The organism is Pseudomonas sp. B21-048 (assembly GCF_024748615.1).
In the GTDB taxonomy this organism is placed as follows: domain Bacteria; phylum Pseudomonadota; class Gammaproteobacteria; order Pseudomonadales; family Pseudomonadaceae; genus Aquipseudomonas.
This window is the reverse complement of the sequence record NZ_CP087168.1, coordinates 4,395,249-4,413,528: the sequence shown is the minus strand read 5'-3', so window position 1 is coordinate 4,413,528 and position 18,280 is coordinate 4,395,249. Positions and strand designations below refer to the sequence as shown.

The 18,280-nt window shown below is 57.6% G+C and carries 19 protein-coding genes; 8 read left to right on the top strand and 11 right to left on the bottom strand.

What is annotated here, in order from left to right:
- The first annotated feature begins 140 nt into the window (after positions 1 to 140).
- Entirely contained in the window at positions 141 to 1,049 is a 909-nt protein-coding gene (locus tag LOY56_RS20695; protein ID WP_258616903.1) for an OmpA family protein, read from the top strand.
- Positions 1,050 to 1,178: 129 nt separating this feature from the next.
- Complete coding sequence (locus LOY56_RS20690) at positions 1,179 to 2,396, top strand: argininosuccinate synthase (RefSeq protein ID WP_008032151.1); 1,218 nt, start codon at positions 1,179 to 1,181, stop codon at positions 2,394 to 2,396.
- Between the two features lie 142 nt (positions 2,397 to 2,538).
- Here LOY56_RS20690 and LOY56_RS20685 read toward each other — a convergent pair whose 3' ends face one another.
- A complete protein-coding gene (locus LOY56_RS20685) occupies positions 2,539 to 3,153 on the bottom strand; it encodes a hypothetical protein (RefSeq protein WP_258616902.1) in 615 nt (204 codons plus the stop codon).
- 568 nt (positions 3,154 to 3,721) lie between these two features.
- Between LOY56_RS20685 and LOY56_RS20680 the strand changes: the two genes are divergently transcribed.
- Positions 3,722 to 4,348 (top strand): response regulator transcription factor, encoded by a 627-nt coding sequence (locus tag LOY56_RS20680; protein WP_258616901.1) that lies wholly within the window; start codon positions 3,722 to 3,724, stop codon positions 4,346 to 4,348.
- Between the two features lie 91 nt (positions 4,349 to 4,439).
- On the opposite strand, the gene LOY56_RS20675 is transcribed toward LOY56_RS20680, so the two are convergent.
- The 8 genes from LOY56_RS20675 to metG form a co-directional block, all read right to left on the bottom strand.
- A complete protein-coding gene (locus LOY56_RS20675) occupies positions 4,440 to 4,619 on the bottom strand; it encodes a PA3496 family putative envelope integrity protein (protein WP_007898493.1) in 180 nt (59 codons plus the stop codon).
- Between the two features lie 107 nt (positions 4,620 to 4,726).
- The gene (gene nth / locus LOY56_RS20670) at positions 4,727 to 5,365 is read right to left on the bottom strand and encodes an endonuclease III (RefSeq protein ID WP_007938911.1); all 639 of its coding nucleotides are present in this window, start codon (positions 5,363 to 5,365) and stop codon (positions 4,727 to 4,729) included.
- Positions 5,366 to 5,389: 24 nt separating this feature from the next.
- Positions 5,390 to 5,980 carry an Rnf-Nqr domain containing protein gene (locus LOY56_RS20665; RefSeq protein WP_258616900.1) on the bottom strand — a complete coding sequence of 197 codons (591 nt, stop codon included), beginning with the start codon at positions 5,978 to 5,980 and terminating at the stop codon, positions 5,390 to 5,392.
- Positions 5,973 to 6,584, bottom strand: coding sequence for an RnfABCDGE type electron transport complex subunit G (locus tag LOY56_RS20660; RefSeq protein WP_258616898.1), 612 nt, complete (start codon positions 6,582 to 6,584; stop codon positions 5,973 to 5,975). The genes LOY56_RS20665 and LOY56_RS20660 overlap by 8 nt, the downstream gene beginning before the upstream one ends.
- Positions 6,581 to 7,573, bottom strand: coding sequence for an RnfABCDGE type electron transport complex subunit D (locus LOY56_RS20655; RefSeq protein WP_258616897.1), 993 nt, complete (start codon positions 7,571 to 7,573; stop codon positions 6,581 to 6,583). Before LOY56_RS20655 ends, LOY56_RS20660 begins: the two co-directional genes overlap by 4 nt.
- A complete protein-coding gene (rsxB, locus tag LOY56_RS20650) occupies positions 7,560 to 8,567 on the bottom strand; it encodes an electron transport complex subunit RsxB (protein WP_258616896.1) in 1,008 nt (335 codons plus the stop codon). Before rsxB ends, LOY56_RS20655 begins: the two co-directional genes overlap by 14 nt.
- Positions 8,564 to 9,133, bottom strand: coding sequence for an Rnf-Nqr domain containing protein (locus LOY56_RS20645; protein WP_258616895.1), 570 nt, complete (start codon positions 9,131 to 9,133; stop codon positions 8,564 to 8,566). Before LOY56_RS20645 ends, rsxB begins: the two co-directional genes overlap by 4 nt.
- Positions 9,134 to 9,262: 129 nt before the next feature.
- Positions 9,263 to 11,314: a methionine--tRNA ligase gene (gene metG, locus LOY56_RS20640; RefSeq protein WP_258616893.1), complete on the bottom strand. Its 2,052-nt coding sequence runs from the start codon at positions 11,312 to 11,314 to the stop codon at positions 9,263 to 9,265.
- 207 nt (positions 11,315 to 11,521) lie between these two features.
- Between metG and apbC the strand changes: the two genes are divergently transcribed.
- Positions 11,522 to 12,616, top strand: coding sequence for an iron-sulfur cluster carrier protein ApbC (gene apbC, locus LOY56_RS20635; protein ID WP_019581546.1), 1,095 nt, complete (start codon positions 11,522 to 11,524; stop codon positions 12,614 to 12,616).
- A 198-nt stretch (positions 12,617 to 12,814) separates the two neighbouring features.
- Here the strand turns inward: apbC and LOY56_RS20630 are convergent, their stop codons facing one another.
- Positions 12,815 to 13,573, bottom strand: coding sequence for an SDR family oxidoreductase (locus LOY56_RS20630; RefSeq protein WP_258616886.1), 759 nt, complete (start codon positions 13,571 to 13,573; stop codon positions 12,815 to 12,817).
- A 163-nt stretch (positions 13,574 to 13,736) separates the two neighbouring features.
- On the opposite strand from LOY56_RS20630, the gene LOY56_RS20625 reads away from it, so the two are divergent.
- The 4 genes from LOY56_RS20625 to groL all read left to right on the top strand — a co-directional run bounded on the left by LOY56_RS20625 (position 13,737) and on the right by groL (position 17,244).
- The gene (locus tag LOY56_RS20625) at positions 13,737 to 14,468 is read left to right on the top strand and encodes a HugZ family protein (protein ID WP_258616884.1); all 732 of its coding nucleotides are present in this window, start codon (positions 13,737 to 13,739) and stop codon (positions 14,466 to 14,468) included.
- Between the two features lie 66 nt (positions 14,469 to 14,534).
- Entirely contained in the window at positions 14,535 to 15,011 is a 477-nt protein-coding gene (locus LOY56_RS20620) for an FxsA family protein (protein WP_258616883.1), read from the top strand.
- A gap of 246 nt (positions 15,012 to 15,257) precedes the next feature.
- Positions 15,258 to 15,551 carry a co-chaperone GroES gene (locus LOY56_RS20615; RefSeq protein ID WP_030128183.1) on the top strand — a complete coding sequence of 98 codons (294 nt, stop codon included), beginning with the start codon at positions 15,258 to 15,260 and terminating at the stop codon, positions 15,549 to 15,551.
- Between the two features lie 49 nt (positions 15,552 to 15,600).
- A complete protein-coding gene (gene groL / locus LOY56_RS20610) occupies positions 15,601 to 17,244 on the top strand; it encodes a chaperonin GroEL (RefSeq protein ID WP_258616882.1) in 1,644 nt (547 codons plus the stop codon).
- Between the two features lie 105 nt (positions 17,245 to 17,349).
- On the opposite strand, the gene LOY56_RS20605 is transcribed toward groL, so the two are convergent.
- Positions 17,350 to 18,093, bottom strand: a complete 744-nt coding sequence (locus LOY56_RS20605) for a phosphatase PAP2 family protein (RefSeq protein ID WP_258616881.1) — start codon at positions 18,091 to 18,093, stop codon at positions 17,350 to 17,352.
- Positions 18,094 to 18,280 lie beyond the last annotated feature (187 nt).

The following is an 18,280-nucleotide window of genomic DNA, read 5'->3' as shown; positions in this document are numbered from 1 at the left end:
GTCAAACTCAGGGGAATGCTACCGGAAAAGAGTCCTCCAGGCACTCGCTATCAAGTTTTGCGGCAAGCTTCCGATATCCAACAGGTATGCCGTAAATATGTGTGTCGGTCTTTTTGTTGCAGAAGCCAGTGGAGCCTCCCGTGCGCCAGCGTTATTTAGCCTTGCTCAGTGTGTTTGCCTGCCTTCCTGCGATGGCGCTCACTTTCCAGACGCGTCTGGAGAGCATTGAGTGGACGGTCGAGGGTGACAAGTTCGAATGCCGCCTGAGTCAACCGATCGCCGATTTCGGTTCGGGAGAGTTCGTACGTCGCGCCGGCGAGCAGGCGACATTTCGATTGAAGGCCTACAACTCGATGATCGGCGGTGGCTCGGCGACTTTGCTGGCGGCCGCTGCGCCATGGCAGCCGGGGCGTGGCGACATCAATCTGGGCTCGGTGAGAATCGGCAGTGGCAACGTGCTGTTCAATAGCTCGCAAGTTCAGGCCGGACGCTTGATCAGCGGTTTGATGGACGGTCGTAGCCCGGTCATTCGACACTCATCGGGCGACGGTCGGGTATCTGAAGTCCGTTTGCTGCCGGTCAAATTCAGCAAGGCCTACAGTAACTATCAGGGGTGCGTGGCGAAGTTGCTGCCGCAGAATTTCGAACAGGTGAAGCAGTCCGAAATCGGCTTTCCGGGGGAGGGCGTCGATCTCGACGCCCGGGCCAAGGCGCATCTGCAGGTCATGCTGGAATTCATGAAGGCCGATCCGACGGTCAATCACATTGAACTCGACGGCCATTCCGACAACAGTGGCAACCGCCTGACCAACCGCGAACTGTCACGACGCAGGGCGTTGGCGGTAATGGACTTCTTCAAGGCCAACGGTATCCAGGAATCGCAGGTCACCCTGCGTTTTCACGGCGAACGTTATCCACTGGCGCCGAACAACAATGCCGCCAACCGGGCGAAGAACCGCCGGGTTGCCGTACGCCTCGAACGGGGAGCACCCATCGAGAAACCGGCGCCTCAAGCCACCGCTTCCGCGGGTAGCGCTACAACCTCCTGAACCTGCTGAAATCGTCGCTCGCTCGACATAATCTGTCGCTTCGTCGTCATAAGCTGTCGCGCCTCTGTAATTTATTCTGCATGAGCGGTAGACTTGACGGCTTTCCGTAGAACCCCGTGGAGTGATGGCATGGCGGACGTAAACAAGGTCGTTCTGGCGTATTCCGGCGGCCTGGACACTTCGGTGATCCTCAAGTGGCTGCAGGATACTTATAACTGTGAAGTAGTGACCTTCACCGCTGACCTGGGTCAGGGCGAAGAGGTCGAACCGGCCCGCGCCAAGGCACAGGCCATGGGCGTAAAAGAAATCTACATCGACGATCTGCGCGAAGAATTCGTGCGCGATTTCGTGTTCCCGATGTTCCGCGCCAACACCGTTTATGAGGGTGAGTACCTGTTGGGTACTTCCATCGCTCGTCCGTTGATCGCCAAACGCCTGATCGAAATCGCCAACGAAACCGGCGCTGATGCCATTTCCCACGGCGCGACCGGCAAGGGCAACGACCAGGTTCGTTTCGAACTGGGCGCCTACGCCTTGAAACCAGGTGTGAAAGTGATCGCTCCGTGGCGCGAATGGGACCTGCTGTCCCGTGAGAAGCTGATGGATTACGCCGAGAAGCACGCGATCCCTATCGAGCGTCACGGCAAGAAAAAATCCCCGTACTCGATGGATGCCAACCTGCTGCACATCTCCTATGAAGGCGGCGTGCTGGAAGACACCTGGACCGAGCACGAAGAAGACATGTGGAAATGGACCGTCTCCCCGGAGAAGGCTCCTGACAAGGCGCAGTACCTGGAGCTGACCTACCGCAACGGCGATATCGTCGCCCTGGACGGCGTCGAAATGACCCCGGCCACCGTGCTGGCGACCTTGAACCGTATCGGTGGCGAACACGGTATCGGCCGTCTGGACATCGTCGAAAACCGCTACGTCGGCATGAAGTCCCGCGGCTGCTACGAGACCCCGGGCGGCACCATCATGCTGCGCGCTCACCGTGCGATCGAATCGATCACCCTGGACCGCGAAGTGGCTCACCTCAAAGACGAGTTGATGCCTAAATACGCCAGCCTGATCTACACCGGGTACTGGTGGAGCCCTGAGCGTCTGATGCTGCAACAGATGATTGACGCTTCCCAGGCCCACGTGAACGGCGTAGTGCGTCTGAAGCTGTACAAGGGCAATGTGATCGTCACTGGCCGCAAGTCCGACGAGTCGTTGTTCGACGCCAACATCGCGACCTTCGAGGAAGATGGCGGCGCCTACAACCAGGCCGATGCGGCAGGCTTCATCAAGCTCAACGCCTTGCGCATGCGCATTGCGGCGAACAAAGGCCGGAAGCTTTTCTGAGACCTTTGAGTCGGTAATGGATATGTGGCCTCGTTGATGAGGCCACACATCTGAAAGAGGGGTACCCTGTCGTACACTGCGTGTTCAGCTTTGGTTCTTGTCTCTGTTAATTCCCTTCTTCGCTTCTTTCCCCCATGGCTCTTCAAGAGCTGGCTGTTGTGTGCCTGAAAAGATTTTGATCAATCATCGTCAGGCCGTATGAATTCAAATTGTAAGCAATGCAGAACGTTGCGCCGTTGCGTTTCCTGGGGTGCTTTGAAAACCGCAGCGCACTTTCCCTAAGCAGCGTCTCCGACTCGGCGCAGGTGAGAAATACGATCACTTGCGCAGGGTTTTCCTGTGCTTGCTGAATTTTCTCCATCAGGGCGCTGAATGCCATTTTGTTGTTCATCCAGCGTGTATCAATGATATGCAGGTCTTTTAAGTGTTCGGGCAGACGTACGTGGTGCTGGGTCGAGCTTTCTGGCGGTACCCAGGAAGGGTCGTTTCCTGACCGGTTGGCGTTGTCCATGACTTTCATGAAGTGCTTCCCTTTCTCAAAGTCGGAGGGTGCATAAAGCGATCGATAGTTGAAGTTGAGTGTGACGAAAAAAAGAAAAAGCAAATAAAAGGGAAAACTAATCAGAAACCAGACATAGAGTTCTTTCTCCTTGTTGTCGAGGAAGGGGAGGGATACGGCAGCCGATGTTTCAGACAGTAGTGCAAATATCGCAATGATTGTCATGGGGTTGGTGATTCTTTTTTTGAGTTTTATCATGTCTTCTGCTCATGAGATATTATTTCTTCTCGATTTGTTTGTGGGGGTGGATCTCGGGGTGATAATTAATTAATGAGGTTTTTAGGGTGTTATGTTGAGTTCCTTTTTTTTTGCTGAAGATGGTCGTCATAGTAACTGTGTTGCTCCTGGTTCAGGTATGACTGTTTATTTATTTTGAATTTATATGGGGTTGTTCCGCTGGTTAAATGTTGCTGTGTGTGCGCTCATAAGTCGTTCAAGTCGAGTTGCACTGAAGCTGGAAAAATACTCGTTATTTTTAAGGGTAGCTTAATGGTCGAAGTCTGTCGGATTACTAGTGCCAAATCCTGTCATTGTGTGTTTTTTGGTTGTAAGTCGATACAAAAAATTGACGAAGTGCTGAGCTGCGTTCGGCTAATAGCAATCTCTCGATTCATGATGTGCAATGATTTTTTGTAGGAATAATCCGTGTTGTTTGTAGGCCATGTCTCTCGCTGCGAGTGGCCGGGGGTGACAGCGTGCCATGGGTGAAACGACTAGGCTATGGTGCGGGCTCTAAAAATTCGAACAGCGAAAATTGGACTTGCCCATGAATAAAGTGCTGATCGTGGATGATCACCCCGTCATTCGTCTTGCGGTGCGTATGCTAATGGAGCGTCATGGCTACGAAGTCATTGCAGAAACAGATAATGGTGTGGATGCATTGCAACTTGCTCGTGAACTAATGCCGGATATTGTCATACTGGATATTGGGATACCGAAACTGGACGGGCTGGAAGTCATTGCGCGCCTGACATCGACCGCGATGCCTCTTAAAGTACTGATATTGACCTCTCAGGCGCCAGGGCATTTTTCCATGCGTTGTATGCAAACGGGCGCCGCCGGATATGTCTGTAAACAACAGGATCTCACTGAATTACTCAGTGCAATAAAGGCCGTGCTGTCAGGCTACAGTTACTTTCCTAATCAGGCGCTGCATACCGTGCGTTCCAGTCTTGGGAATGCCAGTGAAGCCGACATGGTGGATCGTTTGTCGGGACGGGAAATGATGGTCCTGCAGCAGTTGGCCCGAGGAAAGACAAACAAGGAGATCGCCGATGGAATGTTCCTTAGCAATAAAACCGTCAGTACTTACAAAACGCGTTTGCTGCTAAAGCTCAATGCTCGTTCACTGGTGGACCTGATCGAATTGGCTCAACGCAATGGCCTGGTATAAAGCTGCCAGCGTTTGACGAGGCGCGATGAGCGGGCGCTTATCAGGGGGCGGCACTTAGTAAAAAGCCTCCGTTTCGGGAGGCTTTTAAGTGTCATAAATCAAAATCGTAATCGGCCAGTTGCTTCTGCAGTCGGCGCTCCTCCAGCAGATTGTCGATGGTACGGCGTTTGCTCAGGTTGGTCTTTGCCACTTCCACTACCGGCTCTGCGTCATCGGCCTCAACGGGGGTGAAGTCGTCTTCTACGTCCAATTGCTCTTTGCCAGTACTCATAAGGTTAACTCCAGGCTAAGGCTGCCTTTGGCGCTCCTTATATCGACAATTTACCGGCGGGTAAAAAAGATTTTTTCAATCGATCAATCAAAAAAATCAATAGCGCCTCAATCGTCCGAAGTCTTTTGCTTGTATTCGCACAAATCCTCTATCCGGCAACTGCCACAACGCGGCTTGCGGGCCAGGCAAACGTAGCGCCCATGGAGAATCAGCCAGTGATGGGCATCGAGCAGATATTCCTTCGGCACGAATTTCATCAGTTTCTGCTCCACCTCGACCACGTTCTTGCCCGGAGCAATGCCGGTACGGTTGCTGACCCGGAAAATGTGGGTGTCTACAGCCATGGTCAGCTGACGAAAGGCGGTATTGAGCACCACGTTGGCGGTCTTGCGACCGACGCCGGGCAATGCTTCCAGTGCCTCGCGGGTCTGCGGCACTTCACCTCCATGACGCTCCACCAGCAAGCGACAGGTTTCGATCACGTTTTTCGCTTTGCTGTTGAACAGGCCGATGGTCTTGATGTACTCCGACAGCCCTTCGACGCCCAAGGCATGGATCGCCGCTGGCGTATTGGCCACCGGGAACAGTTTGGCGGTGGCCTTGTTCACGCCGACATCGGTCGACTGCGCCGAGAGAATCACGGCGATCAGCAATTCGAACGGTGAGGAATAGGCCAGTTCGGTCTTCGGCTCAGGATTGTCTTCGTGAAACCTGCGGAAAATTTCAAGACGTTTTGCGGCATTCATGGCGATGCGGTTCCTCGAAGGCGGTCAATGTGGGGCCGCCGGACGGTGGGTCCAGGCTTGATAGGCGGCGATCAGCAGTCCGAACAGAATAAACCCGCCAGGGGCCAGTGTGGCCAGATGCAGGCCACCGTCGGCGATCAGCGTCCAGCCTTGCCAGTCCGCTTGCGTGGCACCGGCCATCCAGGACAAATGGCTAGCGAGTGTCCCGTTGCCGATGAACTCGCGCAGCAGCCCCAAGCCCACCATCAAGGCGCCGAACAGGCTACACAGGCGCAGTCGATCACGCCGTGGGGTCTGGAAAAAACCGTTGTGTTCCAGCACAACGCATTGCAGGGCGATCAATCCTGCGTAGAAACTCAGATGCTGGTGCCATTGAAGCGACCAGGCTTGCATGGAAAATTCCGCGCAACTGGTCAGCGTGGCGGCCAGCAAGAGGCAGGCGAGCAAATGTGTTGCCGGAGTCATTCGCGAGCGCAAGACGCCCATGCTCACACCGTAAGCACTGAGTACCAGAGTAAACATCAGCCACAGGCCCAGGGCCGTTATCAATGAATCAGTGACGCCGATCAACGGCGTCAGCATCAGCGAGTTCTGCAGGGTCGATGACTTATTCATGAGCGCTGCTCCCGATCAGCTGTTGCCGGTGTTCATCGAAGTAGCGCAGCGCGTCATGGGTGGCATTGATCACCGCTCTTGAGGTGATGGTCGCGCCCACGATCTGATCGAATTGCCCTTGGTCCTTTTTCAAGGCCCAGCCATTGTCATCGGGGTCGATTAGCGACTTGCCGGTAAACACCTGAAGCCAGGCATTGGGCCAGTCGGCGAGCTTGCCGCCCAGCCCCGGGGTTTCCGATTGCTTGAGGGTTTTGACCCCCACTAGCTTGCCTTGGGGGTCGATGGCGATCAGCAACTCAATGGCGCCGGCGTAGCCCAGTGTCTGACTGCGCATCAATACGGCGCTCGGTTTGCCGGCCTTGGACGCCAGGTAGCCACCCAGTAGCGTGCTGTTGGCCAGGCGAGTGCTTTCGAGGCTGAGGGGGTGTTCCAGTGGCTGATTGTCGTAGCTGTCGGGCGGTAGCAGATCCAGTAACTGATGGCTGTCGATCAAACGTTGTTCGGCGGCAATGCGCGCGGCACTGGTGTGCTGCACGAAGTAAGTCGTGCCCATCCCCAAGCCTGCCAGCCCTACCAGGATCACAACGCTCATCGCTCGGTTCATGGGGCTGCTTGCTCCTGTCTGGACGCGGCAAACCGCTCCAGCGCCGGTACACAGAGGTTCATCAGCAAAACCGCAAAGGCCAGCCCGTCCGGATACCCGCCCCACGTCCGAATCAGGTATGTCAGTAACCCCACGCCTGCGCCGAACAGTAATCGGGCAATGGGGCTTTTCGCGCCGGATATCGGTTCCGTCACGATGAAGAAAGCACCGAGCATGCTCGCGCCGGTAAGCAGATGAAACAATGGCGAGCCATTTGAATCGGAGCCCGTGCCGTTCCAGCACAACAGGCTGATGCTGAACAGGCTGGCGAGCATGCCGACCGGCGCATGCCAGCTGAATACCCGCCGCTGCAGCAGAAACGCACCGCCGGCCAGAAACGCCAGGTTGACCCATTCCACGCCTCGACCGCCAAAACGGCCGAATGCCGGATGGCCGGCGAACAGTTCTTCCATGGTCAGGCTTTTGTTGATTCGCAGACTGTCCAGCGCCGTGGCCTGGGCCCATGCGTCGGGTGCCTGGCCGACGCTGAAGCCGAACACCTGTTGCAGCCCGGCGAACAAATCCATGCCATGGGATGACGGCCAATGGGTCATTTGCTGGGGAAACATCACCAGGACCAGCGCGAAACCGAGCATCGCCGGATTGAACGGATTTTTACCGACGCCGCCATACAAGTGCTTGCCGAAAAACAGTCCGAACGCCGCAGCACTGACTGTCAGCCACCACGGGCAATAAGGCGGCAAGGCCAGTGCCAACAGGGTTGCACTGACGAGGGCGCTGCCATCGCTCAACGTCGGTTTTACAGGTTGCTTGCGCAGCTGCAATACCACCGCTTCAACGGCAAGAGCGGTGGCCGCCGCCAGAATCAGGTTGATCAATACGCCCCAGCCGTACAGCCAGAACAACACCAGCACTCCCGGCACAGTGGCCAGCAATACCAGCTTCATGGCCTGCTGAAGGCGTTCGTCCACCGATTCAAGGGGCAGCATAAGCCTCCACCTGACGCTCGGCTTCGCTGAGCGCACGTTGCAACACTTCGATCTGTTCGGCCGGCGCTTCGTTTGTTTGAGCTTTCTTGAGTTCGGCACGACGCATGGCCAACTGGATCTTCGCCCGTTTCAGCTCGGCATCTTTGGCCGGAACAGGAGGCGCAGGCAGCACAGGTGCGTTGCTTTCCAGTTGCGCCAGCGCCTGTTCGGCGGCTTCGAATTGCTGTTGCAGCACGATCAATTGCGATTGCTGTTCGAAGGTTGGCGGATGCCCGAAAGCTTTCAGCGATTTGTTCAATTGCGCCCGACTCATCGCCAGATCGACCTTGGCCTTTTTCAGTGCCGCATCGGCATTGGCGGCTTTCTGTGCGCGGACGCGCTCGAGTGCGGCCTGAACCGGGTCGAGCGTCACTTCGCTGGGCTGCTCGGCGCGTTGGGCACGGGCCTGGCGTTCGGCGAGTTTCTGTTCTTCTTCGCGCTGCAAACGGGCATTGCGCTGTTCGAAACGGCGTCGCGCGTGATTGCGCTTGGCGGCCCGGGCCTGTTGCTCCTCCTGGTTGAATGCCAGCCCGCCGACAATCGGCAACACCGTGGCCAGCGGTAACGGATGCATCTCGATGCAATCCACCGGGCAGGGCGCCACGCAGAGGTCGCATCCGGTGCATTCGTCGACGATGACCGTGTGCATGAATTTCGCCGCGCCGACAATGGCGTCGACCGGGCAGGCTTGAATGCACTTGGTGCAGCCGATGCATTCGGCTTCGCGGATGTAAGCGATCTGTGCCGGTGCCGAACCGCGACTGACGTCCAGTTCCAGTACTGGCACTTTCAGCAGGTCGGCCAGGGCCGCGATGGTTTCGCTGCCGCCCGGCGGGCACTTGTTGATCGGCTCGCCGCTGGCGATGCCTTCGGCGTAGGGTTTGCATCCGGGATGGCCACACTTGCCGCATTGGGTCTGGGGCAAGAGGGCGTCGATGCGTTGAATCAGACTCATGTTTTGATCAGCCCGCTGAATCCGAGAAAAACCACCGCGATCAATCCGGCGCCGATCAATTCGATCGGCAGGCCACGAAAGGGCAGGGGGATATCGTTATCGAGTGTGCGCTGGCGCAAGTCGCTGAACAGACTCAGCACCAGCCAGAAACCCAGCCCGGCGCCAAGGCTCAGGGCTGTGGCGTGGAAAATTCCCTTGTCGTCTTGAGCGTTGAGCAACGTCAGCCCAAGCACCCCGGCATTCCCCAGCAGCAGGGGCCAGAGGCCATCGAATGACAGCTTCGCCAATAACTGTGAAAGCAGCTTCAGCAGAGGGCCGATCAGCAGAACGCTCAACGGCAGGAATACGAACAGACGCAGCGACGTCAGCCCCAATGGCACCAGTAGCCAGTGATAGAGCGCATAGCCGAGTGTGCCGACGATCAGCATCAGGCACGTCGTCGCGAGGCCCAGCGCGTGGACCTGGGGCCGCTCGCTGCCCAGCACCGGATCTACGCCCAGCGGCCAGTGCAACACGAGGTTGTTGATCAGGGTAGCGCTGATAAGCGTAAGAAGCAGTTCGGTCATGATCGTGCCGGCAAAAGGAGGCCTGTCTAACAAGGTTAGGCATTATCCGGCAAGGAAGGAGGGTGGGCCAGACATGAAAATCCCACAGTCGCGCCGGGCACGACTGTGGGATCGGTTTACCGCAGACCTTTACTTGATGCGCTGACCCGGCTTGGCGCCGCTGTCGGGGCTCAGCAGGTAGATTTCTTCACCGCCAGGGCCGGCCGCCATCACCATGCCTTCGGAGATCCCGAATTTCATTTTGCGGGGCTTGAGGTTGGCGATCATCATGGTCAGGCGACCATCGAGCTTGGACGGGTCCGGGTAAGCGCTCTTGATCCCGGAGAACACGTTGCGTTGTTCGTCACCGATGTCCAGGGTCAGGCGCAGCAGCTTGTCGGCACCTTCCACGGCTTCGGCCTTGACGATCAGCGCCACGCGCAGGTCTACGGCAGCGAAGGTATCGAACTCGATCTCTGGCGACAGCGGATCCTTGGCCAGTTCACCGTTGCCCGCAGGTGCAGTTTCGCCGGTGTCGGTTGCGCTGGCGGTCAGGTCTTCTTTCGAGGCGTCGGTCATGGCTTGTACTTTTACCGGGTCGATGCGAGTCATCAACGGTTTGAATTCGTTCAGCTGATGATTGCTGAGCAAGGTGGCATGGTCGTTCCAGGTCAGCGGTGCGACGTTCAGGAATGCCTCGGCATCGGCGGCCAGCAGCGGCAGTACCGGTTTGAGGAAAATCACCAGTTGGCGGAACAGGTTGATGCCCAAGGCGCAAATGGCCTGCACTTCATCCTGCTTGCCTTCCTGTTTGTTCAGCGACCACGGCGCCTTGTCGGCGATCCAGGCGTTGGCGCGGTCGGCCAGGCCCATGATTTCGCGCATGGCGCGGGCAAAGTCGCGAGCTTCATAAGCTTCGGCAATGCTTGGCGCTGCGGCCAGGAAGGCATCGGTCAGTTCCGGCGCGGCGTTACCGGCCACCAGCACGCCGGCGTTGCCTTTATGGATGAAACCGGCGCAACGGCTGGCGATGTTGACGACTTTTCCGACCAGGTCGGAATTGACCTTCTGCACGAAGTCTTCGAGGTTCAGGTCCAGGTCGTCGACGCCACGGCTCAGCTTGGCGGCGTAGTAGTAGCGCAGGTATTCCGGCGACAGGTGATCCAGGTAAGTCCGCGCCTTGACGAACGTGCCGCGGGACTTGGACATTTTCTGGCCGTTGACGGTCAGGTAGCCGTGTACGTTGATGCCGGTCGGTTTGCGGAAACCGGCGCCTTCAAGCATGGCTGGCCAGAACAGGGCGTGGAAGTTGACGATGTCCTTGCCGATGAAATGGTACAGCTCGGCGGTGGAATCCTTGCCCCAGAACGCGTCGAAGTCCAGTTCCGGCGTGCGGTTGCAAAGGTTTCTGAAGCTGGCCATGTAGCCGATTGGCGCATCCAGCCACACGTAGAAATATTTGCCTGGCTCGTCGGGAATCTCGAAGCCGAAATACGGCGCATCGCGGGAAATGTCCCACTGTTGCAGGCCGGCATCCAGCCATTCGGCGATCTTGTTGGCCACGGCCTCTTGCAACGTGCCGCTGCGAGTCCAGGCTTGCAGCATTTCCTGGAAGTCCGGCAGCTTGAAGAAAAAGTGCTGGGAATCCTTGAGCACCGGTGTGGCGCCGGAGATCGCCGACTTCGGATCCTTCAGATCGGTGGGAGCGTAGGTCGCACCGCATTTTTCGCAGTTGTCGCCGTACTGGTCTTCGGTGCCGCATTTCGGGCAGGTGCCCTTGATGAAGCGGTCGGCCAGGAACATTTTCTTTTCCGGGTCGAAGTACTGGGTGATCGAGCGCGTGGCGATGTGCCCGGCGTCGCGCAGCTTCAGGTAGATCTGGCTCGACAGCTCACGGTTTTCTTCAGCGTGAGTGGAGTGGAAGTTGTCGAAGTCCACCAGGAACTCGGCAAAGTCGGCGCTGTGTTCAGCCTGGACGTTGGCGATCAGTTGTTCCGGGGTGATGCCTTCCTTTTCCGCGCGCAGCATGATGGCCGAACCGTGGGCGTCGTCGGCGCAGACATAAATGCATTGGTTACCGCGATGCTTCTGGAAGCGCACCCACATATCGGTCTGGATGTATTCCAGCATATGGCCGAGGTGAATCGAACCATTGGCATAGGGCAGGGCGCTGGTGACGAGGATCTTGCGTGGCTCGGACATGGGGCTCGGCTACTTGATGAAACGGAGGTCGGCCACTATAAAGCGCTGGCGCATATTTTTCACCCCTGCGACCTGAAGGCTTATTGTTGCAAAAGAGCTTTTGTGGCGAGCAGGTAAACCTGCTCGCCACGGTATTCTGTTCGCCACAAATGTGTGTCCGGCGTAGGATACCTGCCTGATTTTCCAGTCTTGCTATCGGAGTTGCCCATGAGCGCCGTCAATCGCGCAGCGGTGGAAGCCGTCCTTCGCCAATACACCGACCCTTACCTGAACCAGGACCCTGTCAGCGCCGGGTGTGTGCGCAGCATCGATATCCAGGGTGATCGCGTCAGCGTCCAGCTGGAACTGGGTTACGCCGCCGGTCTGTTCAAGAGCGGCTGGGCGCAGTTGCTGCAACTGGCCATTGAAGGCCTGGACGGCGTTGTCACCGCGCGCGTCGAGATCACCAGCGTAATCGCCGCGCACAAGGCTCAGGCACAGATTCCGGGCCTGGCCAACGTCAAGAACGTCGTGGCCGTGGCGTCCGGCAAGGGCGGTGTGGGCAAGTCCACTACCGCTGCCAATCTCGCGTTGGCCCTGGCCCGTGAAGGTGCCAAGGTCGGGATTCTCGACGCGGACATCTATGGCCCGAGCCAAGGCATCATGTTCGGCATCCCCGAAGGTACCCGACCACAGGTCAAGGATCAGAAGTGGTTCATTCCGATTGAGTCCCATGGTGTTGAAGTGATGTCCATGGCGTTCCTGACCGACGACAACACGCCGATGGTCTGGCGTGGGCCGATGGTTTCCGGCGCTTTGTTGCAGTTGGTCACGCAAACGGCCTGGGGCGACCTGGATTACCTGGTTATCGACATGCCGCCAGGCACCGGTGATATCCAGCTGACCCTGGCGCAGAAAGTCCCGGTGGCCGGTGCGGTGATCGTGACCACTCCGCAGGATCTGGCCTTGCTGGACGCGCGCAAGGGCGTGGAGATGTTCCGTAAGGTCAACATACCGGTGCTGGGCGTGGTGGAAAACATGGCCGTGCACATCTGCTCCAACTGCGGGCATGCCGAGCATCTGTTCGGTGAGGGCGGCGGTGTGAAGCTGGCCAACCAGTACGGTGTCGAACTGTTGGCATCGCTGCCACTGTCGATGCTGATTCGCGAACAGGCCGATGGCGGCAAGCCAACGGTGATCGCCGAGCCCGACAGCCAGATTGCGATGGTTTACCAGGAGCTGGCCCGCCATGTCGGCGCGCGGATTGTGTTGCAGGAAGCAGCAACGCCGGCGATGCCGAACATCACCGTCAGCGACGATTGATTGGGCAAGGGGCAAGCTTCGCTTTTGTGGCGAGGGAGCTTGCTCCCGCTGGGTGGCGAAGCCGCCCTAAAATCAGCAACCGCGGTTTATCAGGTGAAACTCGGTTGACGGTTTTTACGACTGCTGCGCAGCCGAGCGGGAGCAAGCTCCCTCGCCACAGAGAGCATGCTCATGCTAGCCACAGGTTCGGTGCCAACCTTAAATCCGCAACCCGCCATCCAGTTCCAGAATCCGACCGGTGTAGTAGTCGTTCTCGAAAATGTAAGCCGCCGACTGGGCGATCTCTTCGGGTTTGCCCATGCGCTTGAGCGGAATCCCCGACGTCATTTTCTCCAGCGCTTCGGGCTTCATGCTCAGCGTCATCTCGGTTTCGATGAAACCCGGCGCAATGCCCGCCACGCGAATGCCGTAACGTGCCAGTTCCTTGGCCCAGGTCACGGTCGCCGCAGCGACACCGGCCTTGGCGGCGGAGTAGTTGGTCTGACCAACGTTGCCGGCGCGCGAAATCGACGAGATATTGATGATCGCGCCGATGTTTTGCAGCTCGACCATTTTTGCCGCGACTTCACGGGTGCACAGGAACACGCCGGTCAGATTGACGTCGATCACCGCCTGCCATTGGGCCAGGCTCATCTTGGTCATTTCGCCGTCCTTGACCTTCAGCAGCAGGCCGTCGCGCAGAATGCCGGCATTGTTGATCAGGCCATGGATCGCGCCGAAATCGTCGGCCACCTGGGCGACCATGTGGGTCACTTGTTCTTCATCGGCGACGTTGCACAAGTAGGCGCGGGCCTCGACACCCTTGGCCTTGCAAGCCGCGACGGCGGCGTCGAGTTTTTCCTGGTTCAGGTCCACCAGCGCCAGCTTCGCGCCTTTGCCGGCGAGATACTCGGCCATGGAACGGCCTAAACCCTGGCAACCGCCGGTGATAATGATTACTTTGTCAGTGAGTTGCATTCGCATAGCTCCATAGCAGATCGCAGTGGTTTTCCTTCTAGAGGGCCTCTCGATCTGAGCCGGATGGTGGCCTGGCTGCACATGAGAACTGCCCTATGGTGTACTGAAACTTTTACCAAGGCGCCTGTCCGTTTTTGACGGATTCTAAATAAGGAGTCATAAATTGAGCGTTGTAGTGGCTAAGCATGCCCGAGAATTGCTTCTCAAGGAATACCGTGGAGTGCTCTCGACGCACTCTAAAGCGATGCCCGGTTTCCCGTTTGGCTCCGTGGTGCCGTACTGTCTGGATGAACAGGGTCGGCCGCTGATCCTTATCAGCCGCATCGCTCAGCACACTCATAACCTGCAGAAGGATCCGAAATGCTCGCTGCTGGTGGGTGAGCGCGAGGCTGAAGACATACAAGCCGTTGGTCGCCTGACTTACCTCGCCGAAGCGGAAAAGCTTCAAGACACCGCTGCCATCGAAGCGGCTGCCGAGCGTTACTACCGCTATTTCCCGGATTCGCAGAATTATCACAAGGCCCATGATTTCGATTTCTGGGTGCTCAACGAGGTACGTCACCGCTACATTGGCGGCTTCGGCGCGATCCACTGGGTCGATCACCTGACCCTCGCCAACCCGTTCGCCGGCAAGGCCGAAGCAAGCATGGTCGAGCACATGAATGCCGATCACGCCAAAGCCATCGCTCATTATGTCGAGCTGGCGGGTCTGCCGAAAACCGCGCCGGCGCAATTGGCTGGTATCGACACCGAAGGCATGCACTTGCGCATCGGTCAGGGGCTCTACTGGCTACCGTTTCAAACGCCTTGTAATACGCCGACACAAGTCCGGGAAGCCTTGGTTTTCCTGGCTCACGCCGAGCATTGGCCGAAAAATGAAGTGGTCGACGCTTGAATTCACGAAACGGCGACGTCATCTAGGGAAGACTGGCAAGGCATTCTTGCGTTGAGGAACCATTTGATGCGCCCTTTTTTGTTGCTCTTTGTGCTGTTCCCGGTGTTGGAGCTGTTCGTATTCGTCAAGGTTAGCGGGGCGATCGGGTTTTTCCCGGCCCTGCTGCTGATCATTCTCGGCTCGATGCTCGGCGTGTTCGTGCTGCGCATCGCCGGTCTGGCCACTGCGCTGCGCGCCCGTGAAAGCCTGAACCGCGGCGAGCTGCCGGCTCAGACCATGCTAGAAGGCCTGATGCTGGCCCTGGCGGGCGGTCTGTTGATTTTGCCGGGCTTCGTCACCGACGTGCTGGGGTTGATCATGCTGCTGCCGATCTCTCGTCGACTGCTGGCCGACAAAATGCGCCAGCGCGCCGAGGAACAAGCGATGCGTCAGCGCGCGTTCGCCGATGACCTTCGGCCACGGGGCGGTCCTGCTCCGCAGCAACCACTGGGCCGTGAGCCCAATGTGATCGAAGGCGAGTTCGAACACCGCGATTCCAGGTAACACTTCCATCAACACAGCACCTTCGGGTGCTGTGTTGATTTTAAGGGCCTGGATGTAAAAATTTTTGCTTCCTACCCTTGAAATAAGCTTGTGCGCCCTTATGTAACGGTCACCGCAAGGTTTCTGGCAATTGCGCCAGACAGACTTCCGCGGTTCGCTTGACGAACCGCACCCGGCACCGCCGGATTTGTTAAACCCGCCGGGACTACACCGGCCGATGAAAATCACAATTAGGAGAGATCGACAATGAAGCTTCGTCCTCTGCATGACCGCGTCGTCGTCCGTCGCAGCGAAGAAGAAAAGAAAACCGCTGGCGGTATCGTCCTGCCAGGTTCGGCCGCTGAAAAGCCAAACCAGGGTGAAGTCCTCGCTGTAGGCCCAGGCAAAGCACTGGACAGCGGTGAAGTGCGTGCGCTGGCCGTGAAAGTGGGTGACAAGGTTGTGTTCGGCCCTTACTCCGGCAGCAACACTGTGAAAGTTGATGGCGAAGACCTGCTGGTTATTGGCGAGAGCGAAATCCTCGCGGTTATCGAAGGCTGATTCCCCGCTCATTTTCCCGTTACTACAAAGTATTTAAGGAATATCGATCATGGCTGCTAAAGAAGTTAAATTCGGCGATTCCGCCCGCAAGAAAATGCTCGCCGGTGTCAACGTCCTGGCTGACGCAGTAAAAGCGACCCTGGGCCCTAAAGGCCGTAACGTGATCATCGAGAAGAGCTTCGGCGCTCCGACCATCACCAAGGACGGCGTTTCCGTTGCCAAAGAAATCGAGCTGAAAGATCGCTTCGAAAACATGGGCGCGCAGCTGGTCAAAGACGTTGCCTCCCGTGCCAACGATGACGCAGGCGACGGCACCACCACCGCTACCGTTCTGGCTCAATCGATCGTCAACGAAGGCCTGAAAGCCGTCGCTGCCGGCATGAACCCGATGGACCTGAAGCGCGGTATCGACAAAGCGACCATCGCCATCGTCAAAGAGCTGAAAGCCCTGTCCAAGCCTTGCGCTGACACCAAGGCCATCGCTCAGGTCGGCACCATCTCGGCCAACTCCGACAGCTCCATCGGCGACATCATTGCCGAAGCCATGGAAAAAGTCGGTAAAGAAGGCGTGATCACCGTTGAAGAAGGCTCGGGCCTGGAAAACGAACTGTCGGTTGTTGAAGGCATGCAGTTCGACCGTGGCTACCTGTCCCCGTACTTCGTCAACAAGCCAGAGACCATGACTGCCGAGCTGGACGGTCCGCTGATCCTGCTGGTCGACAAAAAAATCTCGAACATCCGCGAAATGCTGCCAGTACTGGAAGCCGTTGCCAAAGCCGGTCGTCCACTGCTGATCATTGCCGAAGACGTTGAAGGCGAAGCCCTGGCGACGCTGGTTGTGAACAACATGCGTGGCATCGTTAAAGTCGCAGCCGTCAAGGCTCCAGGCTTCGGCGACCGTCGCAAGGCCATGCTGCAGGACATCGCTGTTCTGACTGGCGGTACCGTTATCTCCGAAGAGATCGGTCTGAGCCTGGAAAGCACTACCCTGGAACACCTGGGTAATGCCAAGCGCGTGATCCTGTCCAAAGAAAACACCACCGTGATCGACGGTGCCGGCGTTGAGGCTGACATCCAGGCTCGCGTTCTGCAGATCCGTCAGCAAGTGGCTGATACTTCGTCCGACTACGACCGTGAAAAACTGCAAGAGCGTCTGGCCAAACTGTCCGGCGGCGTTGCAGTGATCAAGGTTGGCGCTGGTTCCGAAGTTGAAATGAAAGAGAAGAAAGCCCGCGTTGAAGACGCCCTGCACGCTACCCGTGCAGCCGTTGAAGAAGGCGTGGTACCTGGCGGCGGCGTGGCACTGGTTCGCGCTCTGCAGGCGATCTCCGAGCTGAAAGGCGACAACGATGACCAGAACGTTGGCATCCAGTTGCTGCGTCGTGCTGTTGAAGCGCCGCTGCGTCAGATCGTTGCCAACTCCGGCGACGAGCCAAGCGTAGTCGTCGACAAGGTCAAGCAGGGCTCGGGTAACTACGGTTACAACGCTGCGACCGGCGAATACGGCGACATGATCGAAATGGGGATCCTGGACCCGGCCAAAGTGACTCGTTCGGCTCTGCAAGCGGCTTCGTCGATTGCCAGCCTGATGATCACCACCGAAGCCATGATCGCCGAGATCAAGGACGACGCACCAGCTGGCGGCGGCATGCCAGACATGGGCGGTATGGGCGGCATGGGCGGCATGATGTAAGCCAGCCTTACCCCGTACATAAAAACCCCGCCTGCGTTAAGCCGGCGGGGTTTTTTATTACCTGTCAGAAAGTTGTGTTGTTCATGAGGGCTCCTTCGCGTCAGCTCAGACGCTGACAGGTTCCGCGTTGGTGACTAGCTCAGCTTTGGAGGCCGGCCGATAAAGAATGTAGTAATACGCTCCCAGACAAATCAACCAGCAGAAAATCGCCGTCCACACGTTATGCGAAAAGAAATGCGCACCCTGCATCATCCGGCTGATGGAAAACACCGTGCCCAATGCGAAGGCAAAGACAAACGCCTTGCGCGCCAGACGCGGACGACGGTCGCGCAGGACGAAGAACAGCGCAAACAAGGTGAAACCAGTCGCCGCATGACCACCTGGCCAGCAGCGTCCCGGCTTGTCGGTGTGCGGGCGAGGGCTGAGCAGTTCACTGTAGGTTTCGTGTCCGCCGAATTGCTCCAGGCTCCACGGGCATTGCACCGCCGTCACTGCTTTGACCGGGGTGACAAATGATGTCGCCAGCGCCAGGGACAACACCAGGCAACCCAGTTCCCGTTTGAACGGTTTGAGCCTGTCCACGAAAAAGGTACCGATGAAGCCCAGAATGGCGAACACCGAAAAGGCGATGACCACTTGCTTGGCCCGGTCATGCAGGATGTTTTCCAGAAAGTAACTGTGTCGCCCGATGAACTCGCCGGCGACCGGGTCATAGAGCAGTCTGGCAAGGTCCATGTCCAGGGACGTCAGTTCGAGCAGCAGCAGGGTGATCGCCGCAAGGGCGGGCACTCCCAGGCATAACCAGGCATTCAGTGGTCTGGAAGCGGGGCGGGCAGCGGTCGAAGCCATGGCAATTCCTTGGTGAGTGAAATGTTCTGAAGAGCGCAACCGCGGGAGTCTGAACACACCACTGTCGTCAGCCTGTGAATCGATAGTGAAAAAGTTGTTAAGGCCGTTTCCGGTTTTTTTGTCGGATTTACCCCAGCATGTCACCCTAGCCCTGAGCCCCACTTGGCCTTAAGCTGCGCGCCAAGAC

Coding starts and splice junctions, on each gene's coding strand:
- LOY56_RS20680 (WP_258616901.1), top strand. CDS start 3,722: ATGAATAAAGTGCTGATCGTGGATGATCACCCCGTCATTCGTCTTGCG.
- LOY56_RS20675 (WP_007898493.1), bottom strand. CDS start 4,619: ATGAGTACTGGCAAAGAGCAATTGGACGTAGAAGACGACTTCACCCCC.
- groL (WP_258616882.1), top strand. CDS start 15,601: ATGGCTGCTAAAGAAGTTAAATTCGGCGATTCCGCCCGCAAGAAAATG.
- LOY56_RS20690 (WP_008032151.1), top strand. CDS start 1,179: ATGGCGGACGTAAACAAGGTCGTTCTGGCGTATTCCGGCGGCCTGGAC.
- apbC (WP_019581546.1), top strand. CDS start 11,522: ATGAGCGCCGTCAATCGCGCAGCGGTGGAAGCCGTCCTTCGCCAATAC.
- LOY56_RS20620 (WP_258616883.1), top strand. CDS start 14,535: ATGCGCCCTTTTTTGTTGCTCTTTGTGCTGTTCCCGGTGTTGGAGCTG.
- LOY56_RS20615 (WP_030128183.1), top strand. CDS start 15,258: ATGAAGCTTCGTCCTCTGCATGACCGCGTCGTCGTCCGTCGCAGCGAA.
- LOY56_RS20645 (WP_258616895.1), bottom strand. CDS start 9,133: ATGACCGAACTGCTTCTTACGCTTATCAGCGCTACCCTGATCAACAAC.
- LOY56_RS20665 (WP_258616900.1), bottom strand. CDS start 5,980: ATGAATAAGTCATCGACCCTGCAGAACTCGCTGATGCTGACGCCGTTG.
- LOY56_RS20660 (WP_258616898.1), bottom strand. CDS start 6,584: ATGAACCGAGCGATGAGCGTTGTGATCCTGGTAGGGCTGGCAGGCTTG.
- LOY56_RS20655 (WP_258616897.1), bottom strand. CDS start 7,573: ATGCTGCCCCTTGAATCGGTGGACGAACGCCTTCAGCAGGCCATGAAG.
- LOY56_RS20605 (WP_258616881.1), bottom strand. CDS start 18,093: ATGGCTTCGACCGCTGCCCGCCCCGCTTCCAGACCACTGAATGCCTGG.
- nth (WP_007938911.1), bottom strand. CDS start 5,365: ATGAATGCCGCAAAACGTCTTGAAATTTTCCGCAGGTTTCACGAAGAC.
- rsxB (WP_258616896.1), bottom strand. CDS start 8,567: ATGAGTCTGATTCAACGCATCGACGCCCTCTTGCCCCAGACCCAATGC.
- metG (WP_258616893.1), bottom strand. CDS start 11,314: ATGTCCGAGCCACGCAAGATCCTCGTCACCAGCGCCCTGCCCTATGCC.
- LOY56_RS20685 (WP_258616902.1), bottom strand. CDS start 3,153: ATGATAAAACTCAAAAAAAGAATCACCAACCCCATGACAATCATTGCG.
- LOY56_RS20630 (WP_258616886.1), bottom strand. CDS start 13,573: ATGCAACTCACTGACAAAGTAATCATTATCACCGGCGGTTGCCAGGGT.